This window comes from Pseudomonas sp. AA-38 (assembly GCF_029457475.1).
GTDB lineage: Bacteria > Pseudomonadota > Gammaproteobacteria > Pseudomonadales > Pseudomonadaceae > Aquipseudomonas.
This window is the reverse complement of the sequence record NZ_CP120359.1, coordinates 1,145,326-1,166,152: the sequence shown is the minus strand read 5'-3', so window position 1 is coordinate 1,166,152 and position 20,827 is coordinate 1,145,326. Positions and strand designations below refer to the sequence as shown.

Below are 20,827 nucleotides of genomic sequence, written 5' to 3'. Positions count from 1 at the left end.
CTCGCCGAAGGAGATGCGTCCATGCCCGGTTCACCCTCTGTACATAGTGACCACACCTGGCACGGATTGACTGCACGACAGGCACTCGATGCCCAGCACAGTGACGCGAGCGGCCTCGGTGACGACGAGGCCGAGAACCGCCTGCACCGGCACGGTCGCAACCGCCTGCCAGCGCCACCCCGTCGCGGCCCGCTGCTGCGCCTGCTCTACCAGTTCCACAACGTGCTGCTGTACCTGATGCTGGCGGCTGCCATGATCACTGCGCTGCTCGGCCATTGGGTCGACACCTCGGTGATCCTCGCCGCCGTACTGATCAACGTGATCATCGGCTTCGTCCAGGAAGGCAAGGCGGAAAACGCGCTCGACGCCATCCGTGATCTGCTCTCGCCCCACGCCATGGTGCTGCGCGGCGGCGAGCGTCGCGAAATCGATGCCGAACGGCTGGTGCCCGGCGACGTGGTGCTGCTGGTGTCCGGCGACAAGGTGCCGGCCGACCTGCGTCTGCTCAGCGTGAAGAACCTGCTGATCGAAGAAGCGGCGCTGACCGGCGAATCGCTGCCGGTGGAAAAATCCGTAGCCCACTGTCAGCCCGACGCGGCGCTCGGCGACCGCCGCTGCATGGCCTACTCCGGCACCCTGGTCAGCAGCGGCCAGGCCACCGGCCTGGTGGTGGCCACCGGCGCGAACACCGAACTGGGTCGCATCGGCGCCATGCTGCAGCAGGTGCAGGCGCTGTCCACGCCGCTACTGCGGCAGATCGAACAGTTCAGCCGCTGGTTGGCGGTGATCATCCTGATCCTGGCGCTGGCCACCTTCGTCCTCGGCATCCTCTGGCACGGCCAGGATCCGGCCGAGATGTTCATGATGGTGGTGGCGCTGACCGCCTCGGCCATTCCCGAAGGGTTGCCGGCGATCATGACGGTGATTCTCGCCCTCGGCGTGCGCCGCATGGCTGGCCAGAACGCCATCGTGCGGCGCCTGCCCGCAGTGGAAACCCTAGGCTCGGTGACGGTGATCTGCTCGGACAAGACCGGCACCCTGACCCGTAACGAAATGACCGTGCAGCGCGTGGTTAGCGCCAGCCGCATCCTCGATGTCTCGGGCGTTGGCTACGCCCCCGAAGGCGCCTTCCACGAGAATGGCCAGTTGCGCGAACCTGATGCCGAACTGCTGGAGATCGCCCGCGCCGCGCAACTGTGCAACGACGCTCGCCTGCAACAGGACGACGCCGGCCACTGGCTGCTGCATGGCGACCCGACCGAAGGCGCACTGCTGACCCTGGCGCTGAAAAGTGGTGTCGATATCCAATCCCTGCAGGCCCAGTTGCCGCGCAGCGACGCGATTCCGTTCGAGTCCGAACATCGTTTCATGGCCACCCTGCACCACGACCACGCCGGGCACGGCCTGATTCTGCTCAAGGGCGCGCCCGAGCGGGTGCTGGAGATGTGCACCAGCCAGCGCAGCGCCGATGGCGGCAGCACGGCGCTGGATGCCGATTACTGGCGGCGCCAGAGCACCGACCTGGCTGCCCGAGGCCTGCGTCTGCTGGCCCTGGCAAGCAAACCGGCAGCAGCCGAGCAACGCAACCTCAACTTCGCTGACGTGGAAAGCGGCCTGACCCTGCTGGCACTGGTCGGCATCATCGATCCGCCACGTGCAGAGGCCATCGCCGCCGTGGCCGAATGCCAGCGTGCCGGCATCCGGGTGAAGATGATCACCGGCGACCATGCCGAAACCGCCCGCGCCATCGGTGCGCAACTGGGCATCGGCATCGACCTGCCGGCGCTGACCGGCGCCGAACTGGAGCTGCTAGACGACCGCCGTCTGCGCGAAGTACTGCCCGGCGTCGAGGTATTCGCCCGCGCCAGCCCCGAACACAAGTTGCGCCTGGTACAGGCCATGCAGTGCAGCGGCGAGGTAGTGGCGATGACTGGCGACGGGGTCAACGACGCGCCAGCGTTGAAGCGCGCCGACGTCGGCGTGGCCATGGGCCTGAAGGGCACCGAGGCGGCCAAGGAAGCCGCCGAAGTGGTGCTGGCCGACGACAACTTCGCCACCATCACCGGCGCCGTGCGCGAAGGTCGGGCGATCTACGACAACCTGAAGAAATTCATCCTTTTCGCCCTGCCTACCAACGGCGGCCAGGCGTTGATCGTGATCTTCGCCATCCTGTTTCAAGTGGTGCTGCCGCTGACCCCAGCGCAGGTGCTGTGGATCAATATGGTCACCTCCAGCACCCTGGGCCTGGCGCTGGCCTTCGAGCCCAGCGAACGCGGGTTGATGAAGCGCGCCCCGCGGGCGCCGAGCGAGCCCTTGCTGTCGGCCTTCTTCGTCTGGCGCATCGCGATGGTTTCGGTGCTGATCGCCGGCGCCGGTATCGGCCTGTTTCTCTGGGAACTGCAGCACGGCAACAGCCTGGAAAGCGCCCGTACCATCGCGGTCAACGCCGTGGTGATGTGCGAAATCTTCTTCCTGTTCAACAGCCGCAGCCTGTTCGCTTCGGTAATCAGCCGCGACGGCCTGCTGGGCAATCGCGCCGTGCTGCTGACCATCGTCATCTGCATGCTGCTGCAACTGTTGTTCACCTATGCGGCGCCGTTGCAGCGCGTGTTCGGCTCGGTTGGCATGACGCTGGAAGAATGGCTACGGGTGTTGCTGGCAGGCCTGGTGATGTTCTGCACGATAGAACTGGAGAAATGGCTGGTACGGCGTTATCGATTACATCCGCAGGCGGCCTGAAACAGGGGTGGGAAGGCTGCAGCGGTGGTCGTCGCAGCTAAAGCCCCTCCCACGGTGCCCGCCCCCCTGTGGGAGGCACTTCAGCGGCGATATTCCTGGTGCGCACAGCGCACCCTACGGATGCAGGGAAACACCCGTAGGGTGCGCCACGCGCACCACCACTCAGGCATTCCCGGATTGCATCCGGGCTACGGCTTCATACCAGCTAGCTGGGCCTCGGCGAAGGCCATCAGTTCAGGATAGAAGGCGCGGAAATCCTCGCTGAGCGGCGCGTACAAGCGCTCCAGCTCGGCCAGGCTGCCGTCGAGCAGGTGCGGCCGCGACAGGCGCCGCTGCATGCCGGCTATCACCTGTTCCAGCACCGCGAATTCGCGATAACTGCCCAGCCAATCCTGCGCTGCCATGCGTGGCGCCATCAGCGCCAGGCGCCCCGGCAAGGCCGGCTCGGCGGCCAGCACCCGGTACACCCGATCGGTGAAATGCTCCAGCGGCTGCGCGGCATAGGCGGCCCAGTCGCGGGCCAGGCAATGGTCGAAGAACAGATCCAGCAACATGCCGGCCATGCGCCGCCGTTCCAGAGGGAAGCGTGCCCGCGCACGGGCCTGCAAGGGATGACTGTCGGTAAAGGCATCGATACGCCGATGCAGGCGGATGGCCGCTTCGATGTCCGTCGGCCAGCGCCCGTCCAGCGGCCCCTTGACGAAATCGCCATACAGGCTGCCAAGCAGTTGTGCCGGGGCGTCACCGCCCAGGTGCAGATGAGCCAGATAGTTCATGCCATGAGCTTACCCGCAGCAGGGCTGGAATCGAAATCGTTGATGGCGAGTATCGGAACAAACGATCTGCATATCGCTCAGAGACGATATATGGTTCGCCCCATGACGAAACACGACCAACGCACCATGGATATCGATCTCGACGCCATCATCAAGGCACTCGCCCACCCGGTACGCCGCGACATCCTCGACTGGTTGAAGGAGCCCGAGCGCAACTTCCCCGAGCAGGATCATCCGCTGGAGATCGGCGTGTGCGCCGGCAAGATCTACCAGCGCACCGGGCTGTCGCAGTCCACCGTTTCCGCCCATTTGACGACTCTGCAACGCGCCGGCCTGGTGACCAGCCGCAAGGTCGGTCAGTGGCACTTCTTCAAACGCAACGACGACTTGATCCAGGCCTTCGTCGAGCGTCTCGGCCAGCAACTCTGAACCTGAAGCTACAACCGGAGGATTCACCATGCCTACCCTGTTCGACCCTATTCAGATCGGCGATCTGCAACTGAACAACCGCATCATCATGGCGCCGCTGACCCGCTGCCGCGCCGACGAAGGCCGCGTGCCCAACGCGCTGATGGCCGAGTACTACGTGCAGCGCGCCTCGGCCGGCCTGATCATCAGCGAGGCCACCGCCGTCACGCCGATGGGCGTCGGCTACCCGAACACCCCCGGCATCTGGTCGGACGAGCAGATCCGTGGCTGGAGCAACGTCACCCAGGCCGTGCATGCCAATGGCGGCAAGATCGTCCTGCAGCTCTGGCACGTGGGTCGCATTTCCGACCCCATCTACCTCAACGGTGAACTGCCGGTGGCGCCGAGCGCCATCCAGCCAGCCGGCCACGTCAGCCTGGTGCGCCCGATGAAGGAATTCGTCACCCCGCGCGCGCTGGAAACCGAAGAGATCGCCGAGATCGTCGAGGCCTACCGCCAGGGCGCCGAGAACGCCAAGGCTGCCGGTTTCGACGGCGTGGAAATCCACGGCGCCAACGGCTACCTGCTCGACCAGTTCCTGCAGAGCAGCACCAACCAGCGCACCGACCAATATGGTGGCAGCGTCGAGAACCGCGCTCGTCTGCTGCTGGAGGTCACCGATGCGGCCATCTCGGTCTGGGGTGCCGGCCGCGTCGGCGTGCACCTGGCGCCACGCGCCGATGCCCATGACATGGGCGATGCCAACCGCGCCGAGACCTTCGGCTACGTGGCTCGCGAACTGGGCAAGCGTGGCATCGCCTTCATCTGCGCCCGCGAGAAGGCCGGCGACGACAGCCTGGCACCGCAACTGAAGAAGGAGTTCGGTGGCGTGTTCATCGCCAACGAGCGCTTCACCAAGGATCAGGCCAATGCCTGGCTGGCCGAGGGCAAGGCCGATGCCGTGGCCTTCGGCATCCCCTTCATCGCCAACCCGGATCTGCCGACACGCCTGGAGCAGGACGCTGCGCTGAACGAGCCGCACCCGGAAACCTTCTATGGTTCCGGCCCGGTCGGCTATATCGACTACCCGCGCCTGTGATGGAACTGACGTAGGGTGCGCTGCGCGCACCAACCGGGCGAGACGAGCAATGTCGGTGCGCACAGCGCCCCCTACGCCTCAGCCTGTGGAAGGGACTTTAGCCGCGCCCCATAAAAGAACGCCCCGCAATGCGGGGCGTTCGTTCATCCGACGTCTGGCTCAGCGCGCGTCGATCTGTTGCTGCAGATTCCGCACCTGGCTCTGCAGGGTGTTGATGTTGCGCGTGACCTGCGCGCGGAAGGCATCGAACTCGGCGGTGTCCGGGCCTGCGCTGGCAGCCGGGCGGTTGTCCAGTTCGCTGCGCAGCACCAGCAGATCCTGCTCCAGGCTGCGAATGGCCTGGCTCTGATCGCCCTGCTTCTTCAGCTTCTCGATATCACCACTGAGGCTCTTGATGCGCGTATCGAGCTTGGCCAGCTCGGCCTGGGTCGCCTTGGCGTCGCTCTGCGCGGCCTTGAGCGCCGCCTGCTCGCTACTCAGGGCCTGCAAGCGCTTGTCCAGTTCGGCGCTGGCACCGACACCGCTCTTGAGTTCCGCGCCCAGTTGCTCGACGCGCTTGTCCAGCGCAGCCTGGGCCGTGGCGCCCTGTTGCTGCTGCTTGTTCAGCTCGGCCAGTTGCCCCTGCAGTTGCTTGACCTGCAGCTTGAGCGCCTCGCTGTCACTGGTGACGTTCGACTCGGTGGCCACCACCTTGCCGGAGATGTCCTGAATACGCCCAGCAGCCTCTTCGCTGATGCGCGCGAAGCTCTCCTGAGTGGCCACCAGACGCTGCTCCATCAGGGTGATCTGTTGCAGGCTCCACCAGCCCAGACCGGCCAGGGCGATGCTCAGCGCGCCAACCAGAGCCCACAGCGGGCCAGTGCTGGCCCCTTTGGCCACCGGAGCCTTGCCGCTGGCGGCACGCAGCGGGCGCGGTGCAGGTTCGTCCACGGGTTCGGCGAATTCCTCACGGCGCTCAGGTGTCAGGCTGGGCAGGTTGTCGAGCTCATCGTTGGCATCGTTGCGCATGGTTGAACCTATGGTTGGAACGGGTAAGGAAATGCCGCGCAGTATACCGATTCGCCATCATGCCTTCAGCGTCGCGCCAAGCAGGTGCGCAACGCACCGACGAAGGGCGCGACACGGCCATCGACCCTGGCTGCAGGCCAGCAGTTCCGCAAAATTTGAACTGGTACGCACTTTGCTTTTTGAGTTGTCGTGAACGCGCCATGGGCGCGTCGCAAACAGCCAGCAGACGGCACGAGAGTTCTGCATTGCACACAGATGCATTCCCAGCCGCTGGACGCCAGGCTGGTTCGGTTACGGAAGGCGACGGACGCCTGCCCCGTGACCCTTCAAGCAAAGGGGGTAGTGGTAATGGAACTGAACAAGGAAATTCTCGACTGCATGAAAACCCTGCGTCGCCGCTTGCGCGAGGAGCAGGCCATCGATATCCGCCTGAGCCAGGTCGATGCGATCAACGCCCTGCTCGACGGCAGCTTGAAATCCACCGACGAAGAAATCCGCAGCCTGGGCCAACGCCTGGCGCAACTCTCCGATCAGCCACAGTACCTGGCGCCCAAGCCCGAACAGGTAGTGCAACTCGTAGCCGACAGCCCCAGCGGTTCGGTACGCATCTATCGCGGCCAGCGTATCTACGCCTGAGCCCGCGTTTGCGCTTGCCACCAGGCGCAGAACTCATCCAGGGCCTGCCACAGGCTCACCTGCGGCTGGTAGTCGAGGTACTCGCGAGCGCGGCCGATGTCGAGGGAAAAATCCCTCGCCATCACCGCCACGCCCAGGCGAAACAGGCTCGGTTCCGGCCTACCGGGTAGCACGCGACAGATACTTTCGTTGATTGCCGCCACGCCGTAAGCCAGGCCGAATGGCAGGTGCCGGGTGACCGGCGACAGCTCGAGCCGACGCAGCACGTAATTGACCACGTCCCACAGCGGCACCGGCTCGCCGTTGCTGATGTTGTAGGGTTTGCCCAGCGCGGCGCCCTCGACCCTGAGCGCGCTGAGCAGCGCGGCGTTGAGGTTGTGCACGCTGGTGAAGTCGACCTTGTTCAGGCCATTGCCGATGATTGCCAGGCGCCCCTTGCGCTGCATGGCGATCAGCCGTGGAAAGATGCTGGTGTCCCCTGCCCCGGTGACGAAGCGCGGACGCAGGGCGATCACCTCCAGCCCCTCGCGCTGGGCGGCGAACACCCGTTGCTCGGCCAGGTACTTGGTGCGCCCGTAATGATCGGAGAATTGCCGTGGCAGTTGCTCCTCCCGCACACCGACATGGGCACGCCCGTCGAAATAGATCGACGGCGACGACAGATGCACCAGGCGCCGCACCTTCTGTTTCAGGCAGGCATCGACCACATGCTCGGTGAGCGTGACGTTGCCCCGGTGAAAATACGCGTAGTCGCCCCACACCCCGACTGCGCCGGCGCAATGCACCACGGCCTCGACACCCTCGCACAGGTGCTGCACCAGCTCGGCATCGGCCAGATCGCCCTGGATGAACTCGGCACCCCGGCTGAGCAGATGCTGCACACCCTCGGCACGGCGCCCGTTGACGCGCACCGCGAAGCCCTGCTCCAGAGCGAAGCGAGCGAAACGCCCGCCGATGAAGCCGCTCGCGCCGGTGACCAGAATCTTCATCCGTCCCCCTGTATCTCGTTGTGCCCCTGCCATGCTCAGGCTACCGGCACCAGTGCGCCAGCGCTCGCTCGGCGCAGATGCTCGGTCAAGCCGGCCAGCAACTCACCGCCGTTACGCCAGTGATGCCAGTACAGCGGCACGTCGATGATGTGTCCAGGCAGCAGCTCCACCAGCGCACCGCCGGTCAGCTCCGCCGCCACCTGCAACTGCGGCACCAGCCCCCAGCCCAGGCCGCTTTCGGTCAGGCGCACGAAGCCTTCCGAAGACGGGCACAGGTGGTGGACGAAGCTGCCCGTCACCCCCAGGCTGGCCAGGTAGCGGTGCTGCAACTGATCGTCCGGGCCATAGACGATGGCCGGCGCGCGCGCCAGAGCCTCAGCCGTGACACCGCCTGCAAAGTGCCGAGCGATGAAGGCCGGGCTGGCCACGGCCAGGTAGCGCATCGCCCCCAGTGGCAGGCTGCGCGCCCCCGCCACCGGACGCTCAGCGGCGCACACGCAACCGGCCACCTCGCCAGCACGCATGCGCTTGAGGCCGACTTCCTGATCCTCCACCACCAGCTCCAGCAGCAAACGTTGCTCGGCGCAGAATCCGGCGACCGCCGCTGCCCACCAGGTGGCCAGGCTGTCGGCGTTGAGGGCGATGCGCAAGCGCTCGGGTGCAGCCTGCTCGTCCAGCCCCGGCACCTGCCCCTGCAGGTCGCGTTCGAGCAAGCGCACCTGCTGCACATGGTTGAGCAGGCGCCGGCCTATGTCGGTAGGTGCAGGCGGCGTGGCGCGCACCAGCACCGGCTGGCCGACCCGCGCCTCGAGCAGCTTGATGCGCTGCGACACCGCCGACTGTGACAGCCCCAGCACCTGTGCCGCCCGCTCGAAGCCAGCCTGCTCCACCACCGCCGCCAGCGCGGCCAGAAGCTTGTAGTCGAACAATCGTTTTTCCTAATGAGTCATCAGCAATATTGTTTTTTCTTATACATCCACAGGCAGCAGACTCGCCAGCATTCCGCCTCATCAGGAGCCCGCCATGTCCGGCGAAACCCATCTCGCACGACTGCTGCAAAACATGACGCCGCAGCTCAACCCCGGCCAGTACGTATTCTGCTGCGTCACCGCCGAGCAGGACTGCAGTGCCCTGCAACCCATCGCCAGCCTGCGTGAAGGCGAAGGTCTGAGCCTGGTGCTGGCGCGTGAAGTCGCCGATGCCCATGGCCTGAGTTACGACTACATCGCCGCCTGGATCACCCTGCAGGTGCATTCGTCGCTGGCCGCCGTGGGCCTGACGGCCTCCTTCTCCGCCGCCCTGGCGCAGGCCGGCGTCAGTTGCAATGTGGTTGCCGGCTTCCATCACGACCATATTTTCGTGCCCATCGAGCGCGCCGAACGGGCACTGTCCACCCTGCGCGCCCTATCGGCAGCGTCCATGCCGGAGCCTGTGTGATGTGGCAGAGCTACAGCAACGGCCTGCTGGTGGCCATCGGCCTGATCATGGCCATTGGCGCGCAGAACGCCTTCGTTCTGGCGCAGAGCCTGCGCCGCGAACATCATCTGCCGGTGGCGGCGCTGTGCATTCTCTGCGATGCACTACTGGTGGGCGCGGGCGTGTTCGGCCTGGCCAACCTGCTGGCGCAGAGCCCTACCCTGCTGGCCATCGCCCGATGGGGCGGCGCCGCTTTTCTGCTCTGGTACGGCAGCCAGGCGCTGCTGCGCGCCACACGCCCGCAAGCCTTGCAGGCAACCGAAAGCCAGCCACGCTCGCGGCGCGCGGTGCTGCTCGCGGCCCTAGCGGTGACCCTGCTCAACCCGCATGTGTATCTGGATACGGTGCTGCTGATCGGCTCGCTCGGCGCCCAGCAACCAGAGCCCGGCGCCTATGCCGCAGGTGCCGCCAGCGCCTCGTTGCTCTGGTTCAGCGCCCTGGCGCTCGGTGCCGCGTGGCTTGCGCCCTGGCTGGCCCGGCCGCTGACCTGGCGGCTGATCGATCTGGGGGTAGCGGTGATGATGTTCGCCGTGGCAGCGCAGTTGATCTTCGCTGCAGACTAGCCCCTAGCCTTACCTGACCCGCACGAACTCGGCACTGAAGCGCCCACCATCCGGACGGGTAAAGGTCTCGTACATCCGCTCGCCTTCGACTCTGAGCTGCAGCTCCTTCGTCGTGCGTATGCCGCCGATCCAATTGGGGAAGGTGGCGCCCTCAACACGGTTACCGGCAAACCGCCCCTGCTCGTCGACGCTGTAAGTGCCGAAGAAGCCGATGCTCGAAGCCATGGCGCGACGGTTCTCCTCGTCACTACCACCGCCGCGTACATCAGATCGAAAGCGCGGCGTATCACCATCGGTCAACACTTCGACGAAATGCATATCGGGGGTGAATACCAGCATGCCCTGGGGGTTTTCGCCGTATGGGCGCTCGACCCTGCCATTTTCCTTCAGGGTCGCGGAAACCATACGCCACGTGCCCAGCACCTGATTGCCTGCATCGGCCGCACGTTCGCTGGCCGTGGCCGTCAGAGAAAGGATCAGCAAGCCGGCCACCCATGCCGTCCGTGACAGCATGCTGGATCTGTGAATCAGGCCGGGCCTGGATGAGGTTCGTGCGTTCGGCTCAATCTTCATCGGCAATCTCCTGTGTAGGTCATGCCGAGGGTAAGAGACGGTTGGAGCTATGATAAGACGCACCAATACGAATGACCTCGTGAAGAATATTCACCAATGAGCCACGCCAACCTCTCCGATCTCAAGGCTTTCACCCTGGTCGCCCAGCAGCGCAGCTTCCAGAAGGCCGCCGACTCCCTGGGCATCTCGCGCTCCTCCGTCAGCCATGCGCTCAAGGGGCTAGAGCGACGCCTGGGGGTACGCCTGTTGCACCGCACCACCCGCAGCGTGGCCTTGACGCAAGCCGGGGAGCAGTTGCTACAACACCTGACGCCCCTGCTTCGCGATCTGGACGCAGCACTGGACGCAGTCAGCCATGGCCCCGAGGAACTCGCCGGTACGCTGCGCATCAACGCCAACAAGGGCGGCGCACGCTGGTTGCTCGAACATGTGGTGCCGACCTTCCTGCAGCGCCATCGACATGTGGAGCTCGACCTGGTCAGCGAGGGCAGGCTGGTGGATATCGTCGCCGAGGGCTTCGATGCCGGCGTGCGCCTGGCCGAGTCGGTGCCCAAGGACATGGTGGCCGTGCCCTTCGGCGGTGACGTGCGCTTCGTCACCGTGGCCTCGCCGGCTTACATCGCCACCTTCGGCCGGCCCGCTACGCCTGACGATCTGCGCGCCCACCGTTGCATACGCCAGCGCCTGCCCAGCGGCAAGCGCTATCGCTGGGAGTTCCAGCGAGGCACGCAACAGCTCGCGCTCGACGTACCGGGTGCACTGAGCCTGGACGATAACGACCTGTTGGTCGAAGCGGCCTGCTCCGCTCTGGGGATCGCCTACGTTCCGCAGGCATTTGCCAGCAAGGCACTGAAAGCCGGCAAGCTGACCCTGCTGCTGGAAGACTGGACGCCACCCTCGGCAGGTCTGTGCCTCTACTACTCCTGCTATCGCCATGTTCCCGCGCCTCTGCAGGCCTTCATTGCCGTCATCCGTGAAAACACCTAATCCCGGCGGATGAAGACCCAGGCCTGCTCACTGGCCCGGTCTATTCTGCAAAAGTACGCCGCAATCGCACCAACGCTCGGCACGGGGCACGCCGCTTAGGGTCTGTTGTCGTTTCGCGCATGGTCGCGTCGAAACGACAGGCCTAGTGCAGCCCAACGCGCCTGGGTTGCACCATGCTGTCGCAGCCTGGCGCTGCAGCGGATGGCGCGAAAGTGCCTACTTCACCCAAGGGCAAACGACCGGACATGACTAATGCCTTGCCACTCCTCTGCAACCGGCGCTATCAGGCCAACAGAGCGGATCAGCCGGACATCCGTCGGGGCGCAGAAAATATTGGTTGCACCTGGTTGCACCTTGCGTATTCTCGGGTTTACTCTCCCGCAGCTTTTGCTGCCGGCCATCCAAGCCGGCAGCCCTTCGGGCCGTCGCAAGCGACATAAAAATTGCCCAGGCAATTTTTACCGTGCATAACCTGACAATAAGTAGGACTCACCCCATGGCTACCACCACTCTTGGCGTAAAGCTCGACGATGCCACCCGCGAGCGTTTGAAGAAGGCCGCTGCACAGATCGACCGCACGCCGCACTGGATGATCAAGCAGGCGATCTTCAATTATCTGGAGCAAGTCGAGAGTGGCCTGACGCCCGCCGAGCATGCCGGCCTGGCCGCAGCCGCCGGTGAGGAAGCCCTGGAATCGCTGACCGAACAGGGTCTGCAGGTGTTCCTCGACTTCGCCGAGAGCATCCTCCCGCAGTCGGTGCTGCGCGCCGCCATCACCAGCGCCTACCGCCGCCCGGAAACCGAAGTGGTGCCGATGCTGCTGGAGCAGGCGCGCCTGAGCCCGGAGCAGGCCGAAGCCTCGCAAAAGCTGGCCCTGGGCATTGCCGAGAAGCTGCGCAAGCAGAAGAACGCCAGCGGCCGTCAGGGCCTGGTGCAGGGCCTGCTGCAGGAATTCTCGCTGTCATCGCAGGAAGGCGTGGCGCTGATGTGCCTGGCAGAAGCCCTGCTGCGCATCCCTGACAAGGCCACCCGCGACGCGCTGATCCGTGACAAGATCGCCAACGGCAACTGGAGCCAGCACCTCGGCCAGAGCCCGTCGATGTTCGTCAACGCGGCGAGCTGGGGCCTGCTGATCACCGGCAAGCTGGTGTCCACCCACACCGAGGCCGGCATGACCTCTGCGCTCAACCGCATCATCGGCAAGAGCGGCGAGCCGGTGATCCGCAAGGGCGTGGACATGGCCATGCGCTTGATGGGTGAGCAGTTCGTCACCGGCGAAACCATCGCCGAAGCCCTGGCCAACGCCGCCACCCTGGAAAGCAAAGGCTTCCGCTATTCCTACGACATGCTCGGCGAGGCCGCACTGACCGAGGAAGACGCCAAGCGCTACCTGGCTTCCTACCAGCAGGCCATCCATGCCATCGGCAAGGCCTCCCATGGCCGCGGCATCTACGAAGGCCCGGGCATCTCCATCAAGCTCTCCGCCCTGCACCCGCGCTACAGCCGCGCCCAGTACGAGCGGGTGATGGACGAGCTGTACCCGACTCTGCTGAGCCTGACCCAACTGGCCAAGCAGTACGACATCGGCATCAACATCGACGCCGAGGAAGCCGACCGCCTGGAGCTGTCGCTGGATCTGCTCGAGCGGCTGTGCTTCGAGCCATCGCTGGCCGGCTGGAACGGCATCGGCTTCGTCATCCAGGCCTACCAGAAGCGTTGCCCCTACGTGATCGACTACGTCATCGACCTGGCCAAGCGCAGCCGCCACCGCCTGATGATCCGTCTGGTCAAGGGCGCCTACTGGGACAGCGAGATCAAGCTGGCCCAGGTGAACGGCTTGGAAGGCTACCCGGTGTACACCCGCAAGCCGTACACCGACGTGGCCTACATCGCCTGCGCGCGCAAGCTGCTGGCCGCGCCGGAAGCCATCTACCCACAGTTCGCCACCCACAACGCCCATTCGCTGTCGGCCATTTACCACCTGGCCGGGCAGAACTACTACCCGGGTCAGTACGAGTTCCAGTGCCTGCACGGCATGGGCGAACCGCTGTACGAGCAGGTGGTGGGCTCGCTCAAGGATGGCAAGCTGAACCGTCCGTGCCGCATCTACGCGCCGGTGGGCAGCCACGAAACCCTGCTGGCCTACCTGGTACGCCGCCTGCTGGAGAATGGCGCCAACACCAGCTTCGTCAACCGCATCGCCGACCACAGCATCTCTCTCAAGGATCTGGTGCTCGACCCGGTCGTGCAGGTCGAGCAGATGGCTGCGCTGGAGGGCGCCATCGGCCTGCCGCATCCGCGCATCCCGCTGCCGCGCGACCTTTATGGTCAGGAGCGGGTCAACTCTTCCGGTCTGGATCTGGCCAACGAACATCGCCTCGGCTCGCTGTCCTCGGCGTTGCTGTCGAGCGTCAACCAGAGCTACCTGGCCGAGCCGATGCTCGGTTGCGAGGGTGCCAATCCGGGCGAGCCGGAGCCGGTGCGCAACCCGGCCGATCACCGCGACCTGGTCGGCCATGTGCGCGAAGCCAGCATTGCCGACGTCGACAGCGCCATCCTCTGCGCCCTGGCCAGCGGGCAGATCTGGCAATCCACCCTGCCGGCCGAGCGCGCCGCCGTGCTGGAACGCGCTGCCGACCTGATGGAAGCCGAGCTGCAACAACTGATGGGCCTCTTGGTACGCGAATCCGGCAAGACCTTCGCCAATGCCATCGCCGAAGTGCGCGAGGCGGTGGACTTCCTCCGCTATTACGCGATCCAGGCGCGCAGCTTCGGCAACGACAGCCACCGCCCGCTGGGCCCGGTGGTGTGCATCAGCCCGTGGAACTTCCCCCTGGCGATCTTCACCGGCCAGGTCGCCGCCGCACTGGCCGCTGGCAACACCGTGCTGGCCAAGCCGGCCGAGCAGACCCCGCTGATCGCCGCGCAAGGCGTGCGCATCCTCCTCGAAGCCGGCGTTCCCGCTGGCGCCGTGCAACTGCTGCCGGGCCGTGGCGAAACCGTCGGCGCACGCCTGGTGGGTGACGAGCGCGTGCGTGGCGTGATGTTCACCGGTTCCACCGAAGTGGCCGGCATCCTCCAACGCAACATCGCCGGCCGCCTCGACGCCCAGGGCCGCACCATTCCGCTGATCGCCGAAACCGGCGGCCTCAACGCCATGATCGTCGACTCCTCGGCGCTGACCGAGCAAGTGGTGATGGACGTGGTCGCCTCCGCCTTCGACAGCGCCGGCCAGCGTTGCTCGGCGTTGCGCGTGCTGTGCGTGCAGGACGACGTGGCTGACCGCGTGCTGACCATGCTCAAGGGCGCCATGGCCGAATACACCCTCGGCAACCCGGAGCGCCTGAATACCGACATCGGCCCGGTGATCGACGCCGAAGCCAAGGCCGGTATCGAAACCCATATCGCCAAGCTGCGCGAAAAAGGCCGCAAGGTCACCCAACTGGCGCGCGTCAACGCTGACGACATCAAGCGCGGCACCTTCGTCGTACCGACTTTGATCGAGCTGGACAGCTTCGACGAGATGAAGCGCGAGATCTTCGGCCCAGTGCTGCACGTGGTGCGCTACCAGCGCGCGAATCTGGGCAAGTTGCTGCAACAGATCAACGACAGCGGCTACGGCCTGACCCTCGGCGTGCACACCCGTATCGACGAGACCATCGCCCAGGTGGTTGGCACCGCCAAGGTCGGCAACCTGTATGTGAACCGCAACATGGTCGGCGCCGTGGTCGGCGTGCAGCCCTTCGGTGGTGAAGGCCTGTCCGGCACCGGCCCGAAAGCCGGTGGCCCGCTGTACCTCTATCGCCTGCTGTCGACCCGCCCGCAGGAAGCCGTTGCTCAACACCTGCAACAGGCCGAGGTGCAGGCCCTGCCGGTACCGAGCGAGCTGGACAAGGTGCGCAGCGCCTTCGCCGAGTGGGCGAGCAAGCAGGAGCCGGCCATCGCCGCGCTGTTCGAGCAGTACCGCGCGCTGTCGCAGAGCTACAGCAGCCACAGCCTCACCGGCCCCACTGGCGAGCGCAACAGCTACACCCTGCTGCCGCGCGAGCACGTACTGAACCTGGCCGACGAACGCAGCGACCTGCTGGCGCAACTGGCCGCCACCCTGGCCGTCGGCAGCCAGGCGATCTGGCTGGAAAGCCAGCGCGCGCTGTACAGCGAGCTGCCGAAAGAGGTGCAGAAGCACGTCAAGCTGGTGGCCGACTGGAAGGGCGTCGACGTGGAGCTGGACGCCATCCTGCACCACGGCGATTCCGACCAGTTGCGCGCGGTCAGCGAGCAGGCGGCGCAACGCAAGGGCGCCATCGTCGGCGTGCACGGGCTGAACAAGGGCGAGACCGATATCCCGCTGGAGCGCCTGCTGGTCGAGCATGCCCTGAGCGTCAATACCGCAGCCGCTGGTGGTAACGCCAGTTTGATGACCATTGGTTAAGCGCCAGAGCCATCAACAAGGACAGTCCGTTTAAAAAGGGGGAATGTTTGGTTGATACCGGACTGGCAAGTTTGTGTGATCTTGTCGTCTTGCGTTGGTGTTCTGGGCGCCGCTTTGGGTGTTTCAGATATTCCGGGTTTCGCCCCCTCGGGCGACTCACTTTTCTTTGAATTGCGCAAAGAAAAGTAAGCAAAAGAAACGCACCCCCGCCATCCGGGTCTCGCTTCGCGAGACTCCCCTCACTCCGGCACCGCTCCGGGGTCGGCGTACATGGGCCATCCCTGGCCCATTACGCCTCTCGCGGCATCCATGCCGCTCGCCCCCTGCGCAATGCCTACGTTCGGCCTCCTGAAGGGGGCATTCGCGCGCCTGAACGAACAGGCATGCCATGGCTTGCTCGGCGTGTTCTAGTGGCCGTGAAATCTCGAGTGAAACCAAAACTTTCATCCGCTCAGTTCATGCGTTGAACAGCTTGCCGGCTTTTAGCCGGCATTCTGGTCAGCCCTAAGGCTGACCTCATGTGCAACCACTCCGTGCTACTTCTGGATTACCGCAGGTTCAGGCGCGTGCAGAGCCCGCCCAGGAGGGCGAACGGAATCGTCGTGGAAGAGGTTGAGCGACATGGATGTCGCGAAAGCCGCGATGGGCCAGGGATGGCCCACCGTGGCGGGCCTCTGGAGCGGCGATGGAGTGAGCGAACCCTGGCGAAGCCAGGGCCGGATGACCGGGCGGAGGGTTTTGGTTACTTTTGCCCGTCAAAAGTGACTCGCCCGGGAGGGCGAAACCAGAGACATCAACAAAAACGCGGCAATTCGGAACAGGCACAAGAACAACTCACACCGTATTGCCAGTCCGGTATCAAGACTGACTTTCCCGAGATTCCGCGCAGAACCTTTTTAAAGGGACTGTCATGCCGCGGAAAGCTGGCTGAAAGCTTCCCACGGCATGCTGTACCCACATGACGCAACTGCCTGCAGGGGTTACCCGCCCGGCGTCGTGCTCCTTCCTTTGACCTTCGGGTCTGCGCCAGCCTACCCGGCCAGCGCGTCGAGCGGGGCCAACCGCCCCGCCCGCTCCCGCCCCATCGCAAAAAGCCACCATTGCATCCCGGAAATTCAGGGCTATGGTATTGGCACTGACGTACCATATGCCAGCCAGAGCAGCAGTCCTGATGCTTCTCAGGTGCTCGACAACGCCTGCAACCTGGATGTGCGTTGACGAAACCTGACCATTGATTCAAGTCAGGATGCAGTGCTCGCCAAACGCGCTCAATACCCATGTCCCCCTGGTGACACAGAGGTAATTGAGATGTCTGACTCGACGCAAAAACTCCACCTCGGCGCGCTCGTCGCGCTGGTCGTCGGCTCCATGGTCGGCGGCGGTATCTTCTCCCTTCCGCAGAACATCGCGGCCAGCGCCAGCGCCGGAGCCACCTTGATCGGCTGGCTGATCACCGGCGTCGGCATGCTGACCCTGGCCTTCGTGTTCCAGACCCTGGCCAACCGCAAACCCGAACTCGACGGCGGGGTGTACGCCTATGCCAAGGCCGGTTTCGGCGATTACATGGGCTTTTCCTCGGCCTGGGGTTACTGGATCAGCGCCTGGATCGGCAACGTCAGTTATATGGTGCTGCTGTTCTCCACCCTGGGTTATTTCTTCCCGGTATTCGGCGAAGGCAATACCCTGCCAGCGGTGATCGGCGCCTCGATCCTGCTGTGGCTGCTGCACTTTCTGGTACTGCGCGGGATCAAGGAGGCGGCCTTTATCAACACGGTGACCACGGTGGCTAAGATGCTGCCGCTGGCGCTGTTCATCGTCATCGCCGCCATCGCCTTCAAGCTCGACGTGTTCACCCGCGACTTCTGGGGCGCTGGCAACCCCGAACTGGGCAGCGTGCTGGATCAGGTGCGCAACATGATGCTGGTCACCGTCTGGGTGTTCATCGGCATCGAGGGGGCGAGCATCTTCTCCGCTCGCGCCGAGAAACGCAGCGACGTCGGCAAGGCCACGGTGATCGGTTTCGTCGGCGTGCTCCTGCTGCTGGTACTGGTCAACGTGCTCAGCCAGGGCATCCTCGCCCAGGCCGAACTGGCCGGGTTGAAGAACCCTTCCATGGCCGGTGTGCTGGAGCAGGTGGTCGGCCCCTGGGGCGCGCAGCTCATCTCCATCGGCCTGATCGTCTCGCTGGCCGGCGCCTTGCTGTCGTGGACGCTGCTGTGCGCCGAGATTCTCTTCGCCAGCGCCCGCGACCACACCATGCCGGAGTTCCTGCGCAAGGAGAACGCCAATCACGTTCCAGCCAACGCGCTGTGGCTGTCCAATGGGCTGATCCAGCTATTTCTGATCATCACCCTGTTCAACGCCTCCACTTACCTGAGCCTGCTGTACCTGGCCACCTCGATGATCCTGGTGCCGTACTTCTGGTCCAGCGCCTATGCGGTGCTGCTGGCCGCGCGCGGCGAGACCTACGAGAACGCCGCCGGCGAGCGCAACAAGGATCTGCTGATCGCCCTGGTTTCCACCCTCTACGCGGTCTGGCTGGTCTATGCCGCCGGCATCCAGTACCTGCTGCTCTCCGCGCTGCTCTATGCCCCTGGCGCGATCCTCTTCGCCAAGGCCAAGCACGAGCTGGGGCAACCCATTTTCACCGGCATCGAAAAACTGATTTTCGCGGCCGTGCTGATAGGCGCCGCCATCGCGGCCTACGGGCTGTATGACGGTTTCCTGAGTCTCTAGGAGAAGGAGTTCTTTCATGAGCAAGAAAGCCCTCGGCGTTCATTCCGAAGCCGGCAAACTGCACAAGGTAATGGTCTGCTCGCCGGGCCTGGCGCACCTGCGCCTGACCCCCGCCAACTGCGACGAACTGCTGTTCGACGACGTGATCTGGGTGTCGCAGGCCAAACGCGACCACTTCGACTTCATGACCAAGATGCGCGAGCGCGGCATCGAGGTGGTGGAGATGCATAACCTGCTCGAAGAAACGGTGCGCGATCCGCAAGCCCTCAAGTGGATCCTCGACCGCAAGATCACCGCCAACAGCGTCGGCCTCGGCCTGCTGACGGAGGTGCGCGATTTCGTCGAGGGACTGGAGCCCCGGCGCATCGCCGAGTTTCTCATCGGTGGTGTGTCCGGCGCCGACCTGGCGCGGCACAAGGACTCCGAGGCGGCAAAGATGTTCAACGCCTACCTGGGCGAAGCCAGCTTCATCTTCCCGCCGCTGCCCAACACCCAGTTCACCCGCGACACCACCTGCTGGATCTACGGCGGCGTCACCTTGAACCCTATGTATTGGCCGGCACGCCGCCAGGAAACCCTGCTGGCCAGCGCCATTTACAAGTTCCACCCGGACTTCGCCAATGAGCCCTTCGAGATCTGGTACGGCGACCCGGACAAGGATCACGGCGCGGCCACCCTGGAGGGTGGCGACGTCATGCCCATCGGCAACGGCACCGTGCTGATCGGTATGGGCGAACGCACCTCGCACCAGGCCATCGGCCAGGTGGCGCGCGCGCTGTTCGCCAAGGGCGCGGCGGAGAAGATCATAGTCGCCGGTCTCGGTCGTTCTCGCGCGGCCATGCACCTGGACACGGTGTTCAGCTTCTGCGACCGCGACCTGGTGACCATCTTCCCGGAAGTGGCCAACTCCATCGTGCCCTTCACCCTGCGCCCGGACGAGAGCCGCCCCGGCGGCATCGACGTGCGCCAGGAAAACAAACCCTTCGTCGACGTGGTCGCCGAAGCGCTCGGCCTGCCGAAGCTGCGCGTGGTGGAAACCGGCGGCGACGCCTACGAGGCCGAGCGCGAGCAGTGGGACGACGGCAACAACGTGGTCTGCCTGGAGCCGGGCGTGGTGATCGGTTACGACCGCAATACCTATACCAATACCCTGCTGCGCAAGGCCGGCGTCGAGGTCGTCACCATCAGCGCCAGCGAACTGGGGCGCGGCCGTGGCGGCGGTCACTGCATGACCTGCCCGATCATCCGCGACCCCATCGACTACTGATTCAGCCAGCCCCGTCGGCCACCCGCCGTCGGGGTGTTTCACTGCCCACGAGGAGAGAGAACCATGGCCTTCAACATGCACAACCGCAACCTGCTCAGCCTGATGCACCACAGCACCCGCGAGCTGCGTTACCTGCTCGACCTGTCGCGCGACCTCAAACGCGCCAAGTACACCGGCACCGAGCAACAGCACCTCAAGCGCAAGAACATCGCGCTGATCTTCGAGAAGACCTCCACCCGCACCCGCTGCGCCTTCGAGGTGGCGGCCTACGACCAGGGCGCCAACGTCACCTACATCGACCCCAACTCGTCGCAGATCGGCCACAAGGAATCGATGAAGGACACCGCCCGCGTGCTCGGGCGCATGTACGACGCCATCGAATACCGTGGCTTCAAGCAGGAAATCGTCGAGGAACTGGCCACCTACGCCGGCGTGCCGGTGTTCAACGGCCTGACCGACGAATACCACCCGACGCAGATGCTCGCCGACGTGCTGACCATGCGCGAGCACAGCGACAAGCCGTTGCATGACATCGCCTATGCCTACCTGGGTGACGCGCGCAACAACATGGGCAATTCGCTGCTGCTGATCGGCGCCAAGCTAGGCATGGACGTGCGCATCGCCGCGCCCAAGGCGCTGTGGCCCAGCGAGGAACACATCACCGCCTGCAAACAATTCGCCGAGGAAAGTGGCGCGCGCATCACCCTCACCGAAGACGCCAAGGAAGCGGTCAAAGGAGTCGACTTTGTCCATACCGACGTCTGGGTGTCCATGGGCGAGCCGGTGGAAGCCTGGAGCGAACGCATCCAGGAACTGCTGCCCTACCAGGTCAACGCCGAGATCATGCGGGCCGCCGGCAACCCAAGGGTGAAGTTCATGCATTGCCTGCCAGCCTTCCACAACAGCGAAACCAAGGTGGGCAAGCAGATCGCCGAGCAGTATCCACAGTTGGCCAACGGCATCGAAGTCACCGAAGAGGTATTCGAGTCGCCGTGGAACATCGCCTTCGAGCAGGCGGAAAACCGCATGCACACGATCAAGGCGATTTTGGTTTCGACCCTGGCGGATATCTAGGTTCACGTAGCCCGGATGTCATCCGGGGATGGGCTTGTCTCCCCTCTCCCATTCATGGGAGAGG

The 20,827-nt window shown here is 64.7% G+C and carries 16 protein-coding genes; 11 read left to right on the top strand and 5 right to left on the bottom strand.

Going from position 1 to position 20,827, the window contains the following annotated elements; all coding sequences use genetic code 11:
* The first annotated feature begins 21 nt into the window (after window positions 1-21).
* On the top strand, window positions 22-2,739 hold the full coding sequence (locus tag PVE35_RS05380) for a cation-transporting P-type ATPase (protein ID WP_277374034.1): 2,718 nt from the start codon (window positions 22-24) through the stop codon (window positions 2,737-2,739).
* Between the two features lie 188 nt (window positions 2,740-2,927).
* Here the strand turns inward: PVE35_RS05380 and PVE35_RS05375 are convergent, their stop codons facing one another.
* Window positions 2,928-3,515 carry an ACP phosphodiesterase gene (locus PVE35_RS05375; protein WP_277374033.1) on the bottom strand — a complete coding sequence of 196 codons (588 nt, stop codon included), beginning with the start codon at window positions 3,513-3,515 and terminating at the stop codon, window positions 2,928-2,930.
* A gap of 126 nt (window positions 3,516-3,641) precedes the next feature.
* On the opposite strand from PVE35_RS05375, the gene PVE35_RS05370 reads away from it, so the two are divergent.
* Both PVE35_RS05370 and PVE35_RS05365 read left to right on the top strand, forming a co-directional pair.
* Complete coding sequence (locus tag PVE35_RS05370; RefSeq protein WP_268184202.1) at window positions 3,642-3,944, top strand: metalloregulator ArsR/SmtB family transcription factor; 303 nt, start codon at window positions 3,642-3,644, stop codon at window positions 3,942-3,944.
* 28 nt (window positions 3,945-3,972) lie between these two features.
* A complete protein-coding gene (locus PVE35_RS05365; protein ID WP_277374032.1) occupies window positions 3,973-5,022 on the top strand; it encodes an alkene reductase in 1,050 nt (349 codons plus the stop codon).
* Between the two features lie 159 nt (window positions 5,023-5,181).
* On the opposite strand, the gene PVE35_RS05360 is transcribed toward PVE35_RS05365, so the two are convergent.
* Complete coding sequence (locus tag PVE35_RS05360; protein ID WP_277374031.1) at window positions 5,182-6,030, bottom strand: ATPase; 849 nt, start codon at window positions 6,028-6,030, stop codon at window positions 5,182-5,184.
* A 348-nt stretch (window positions 6,031-6,378) separates the two neighbouring features.
* Here PVE35_RS05360 and PVE35_RS05355 point away from each other — a divergent pair, with 348 nt between their 5' ends.
* Window positions 6,379-6,666: a hypothetical protein gene (locus PVE35_RS05355; protein ID WP_268184200.1), complete on the top strand. Its 288-nt coding sequence runs from the start codon at window positions 6,379-6,381 to the stop codon at window positions 6,664-6,666.
* On the opposite strand, the gene PVE35_RS05350 is transcribed toward PVE35_RS05355, so the two are convergent.
* Window positions 6,657-7,655, bottom strand: a complete 999-nt coding sequence (locus PVE35_RS05350) for an NAD-dependent epimerase/dehydratase family protein (RefSeq protein ID WP_277374030.1) — start codon at window positions 7,653-7,655, stop codon at window positions 6,657-6,659. The two genes, PVE35_RS05355 and PVE35_RS05350, sit on opposite strands and share 10 nt — an antisense overlap.
* A gap of 35 nt (window positions 7,656-7,690) precedes the next feature.
* A complete protein-coding gene (locus tag PVE35_RS05345; protein ID WP_277374029.1) occupies window positions 7,691-8,584 on the bottom strand; it encodes a LysR family transcriptional regulator ArgP in 894 nt (297 codons plus the stop codon).
* Window positions 8,585-8,678: 94 nt separating this feature from the next.
* On the opposite strand from PVE35_RS05345, the gene PVE35_RS05340 reads away from it, so the two are divergent.
* Window positions 8,679-9,092 carry an ACT domain-containing protein gene (locus PVE35_RS05340; RefSeq protein WP_268181826.1) on the top strand — a complete coding sequence of 138 codons (414 nt, stop codon included), beginning with the start codon at window positions 8,679-8,681 and terminating at the stop codon, window positions 9,090-9,092.
* Entirely contained in the window at window positions 9,092-9,694 is a 603-nt protein-coding gene (locus PVE35_RS05335) for a LysE/ArgO family amino acid transporter (protein ID WP_268181824.1), read from the top strand. The genes PVE35_RS05340 and PVE35_RS05335 overlap by 1 nt, the downstream gene beginning before the upstream one ends.
* Before the next feature lie 9 nt (window positions 9,695-9,703).
* On the opposite strand, the gene PVE35_RS05330 is transcribed toward PVE35_RS05335, so the two are convergent.
* Window positions 9,704-10,267 carry a lipocalin-like domain-containing protein gene (locus PVE35_RS05330; protein ID WP_277374028.1) on the bottom strand — a complete coding sequence of 188 codons (564 nt, stop codon included), beginning with the start codon at window positions 10,265-10,267 and terminating at the stop codon, window positions 9,704-9,706.
* A gap of 96 nt (window positions 10,268-10,363) precedes the next feature.
* Here PVE35_RS05330 and PVE35_RS05325 point away from each other — a divergent pair, with 96 nt between their 5' ends.
* The 5 genes from PVE35_RS05325 (at window position 10,364) to PVE35_RS05305 (ending at window position 20,763) form a co-directional block, all read left to right on the top strand.
* A complete protein-coding gene (locus PVE35_RS05325) occupies window positions 10,364-11,254 on the top strand; it encodes a LysR family transcriptional regulator (RefSeq protein ID WP_277374027.1) in 891 nt (296 codons plus the stop codon).
* Between the two features lie 496 nt (window positions 11,255-11,750).
* Complete coding sequence (gene putA, locus PVE35_RS05320) at window positions 11,751-15,686, top strand: trifunctional transcriptional regulator/proline dehydrogenase/L-glutamate gamma-semialdehyde dehydrogenase (RefSeq protein WP_277374026.1); 3,936 nt, start codon at window positions 11,751-11,753, stop codon at window positions 15,684-15,686.
* Between the two features lie 1,308 nt (window positions 15,687-16,994).
* Complete coding sequence (arcD, locus tag PVE35_RS05315; RefSeq protein WP_277374025.1) at window positions 16,995-18,422, top strand: arginine-ornithine antiporter; 1,428 nt, start codon at window positions 16,995-16,997, stop codon at window positions 18,420-18,422.
* Window positions 18,423-18,438: 16 nt separating this feature from the next.
* Window positions 18,439-19,689 (top strand): arginine deiminase, encoded by a 1,251-nt coding sequence (arcA, locus tag PVE35_RS05310; RefSeq protein ID WP_277374024.1) that lies wholly within the window; start codon window positions 18,439-18,441, stop codon window positions 19,687-19,689.
* A 63-nt stretch (window positions 19,690-19,752) separates the two neighbouring features.
* Window positions 19,753-20,763: an ornithine carbamoyltransferase gene (locus PVE35_RS05305; RefSeq protein WP_277374023.1), complete on the top strand. Its 1,011-nt coding sequence runs from the start codon at window positions 19,753-19,755 to the stop codon at window positions 20,761-20,763.
* Window positions 20,764-20,827 lie beyond the last annotated feature (64 nt).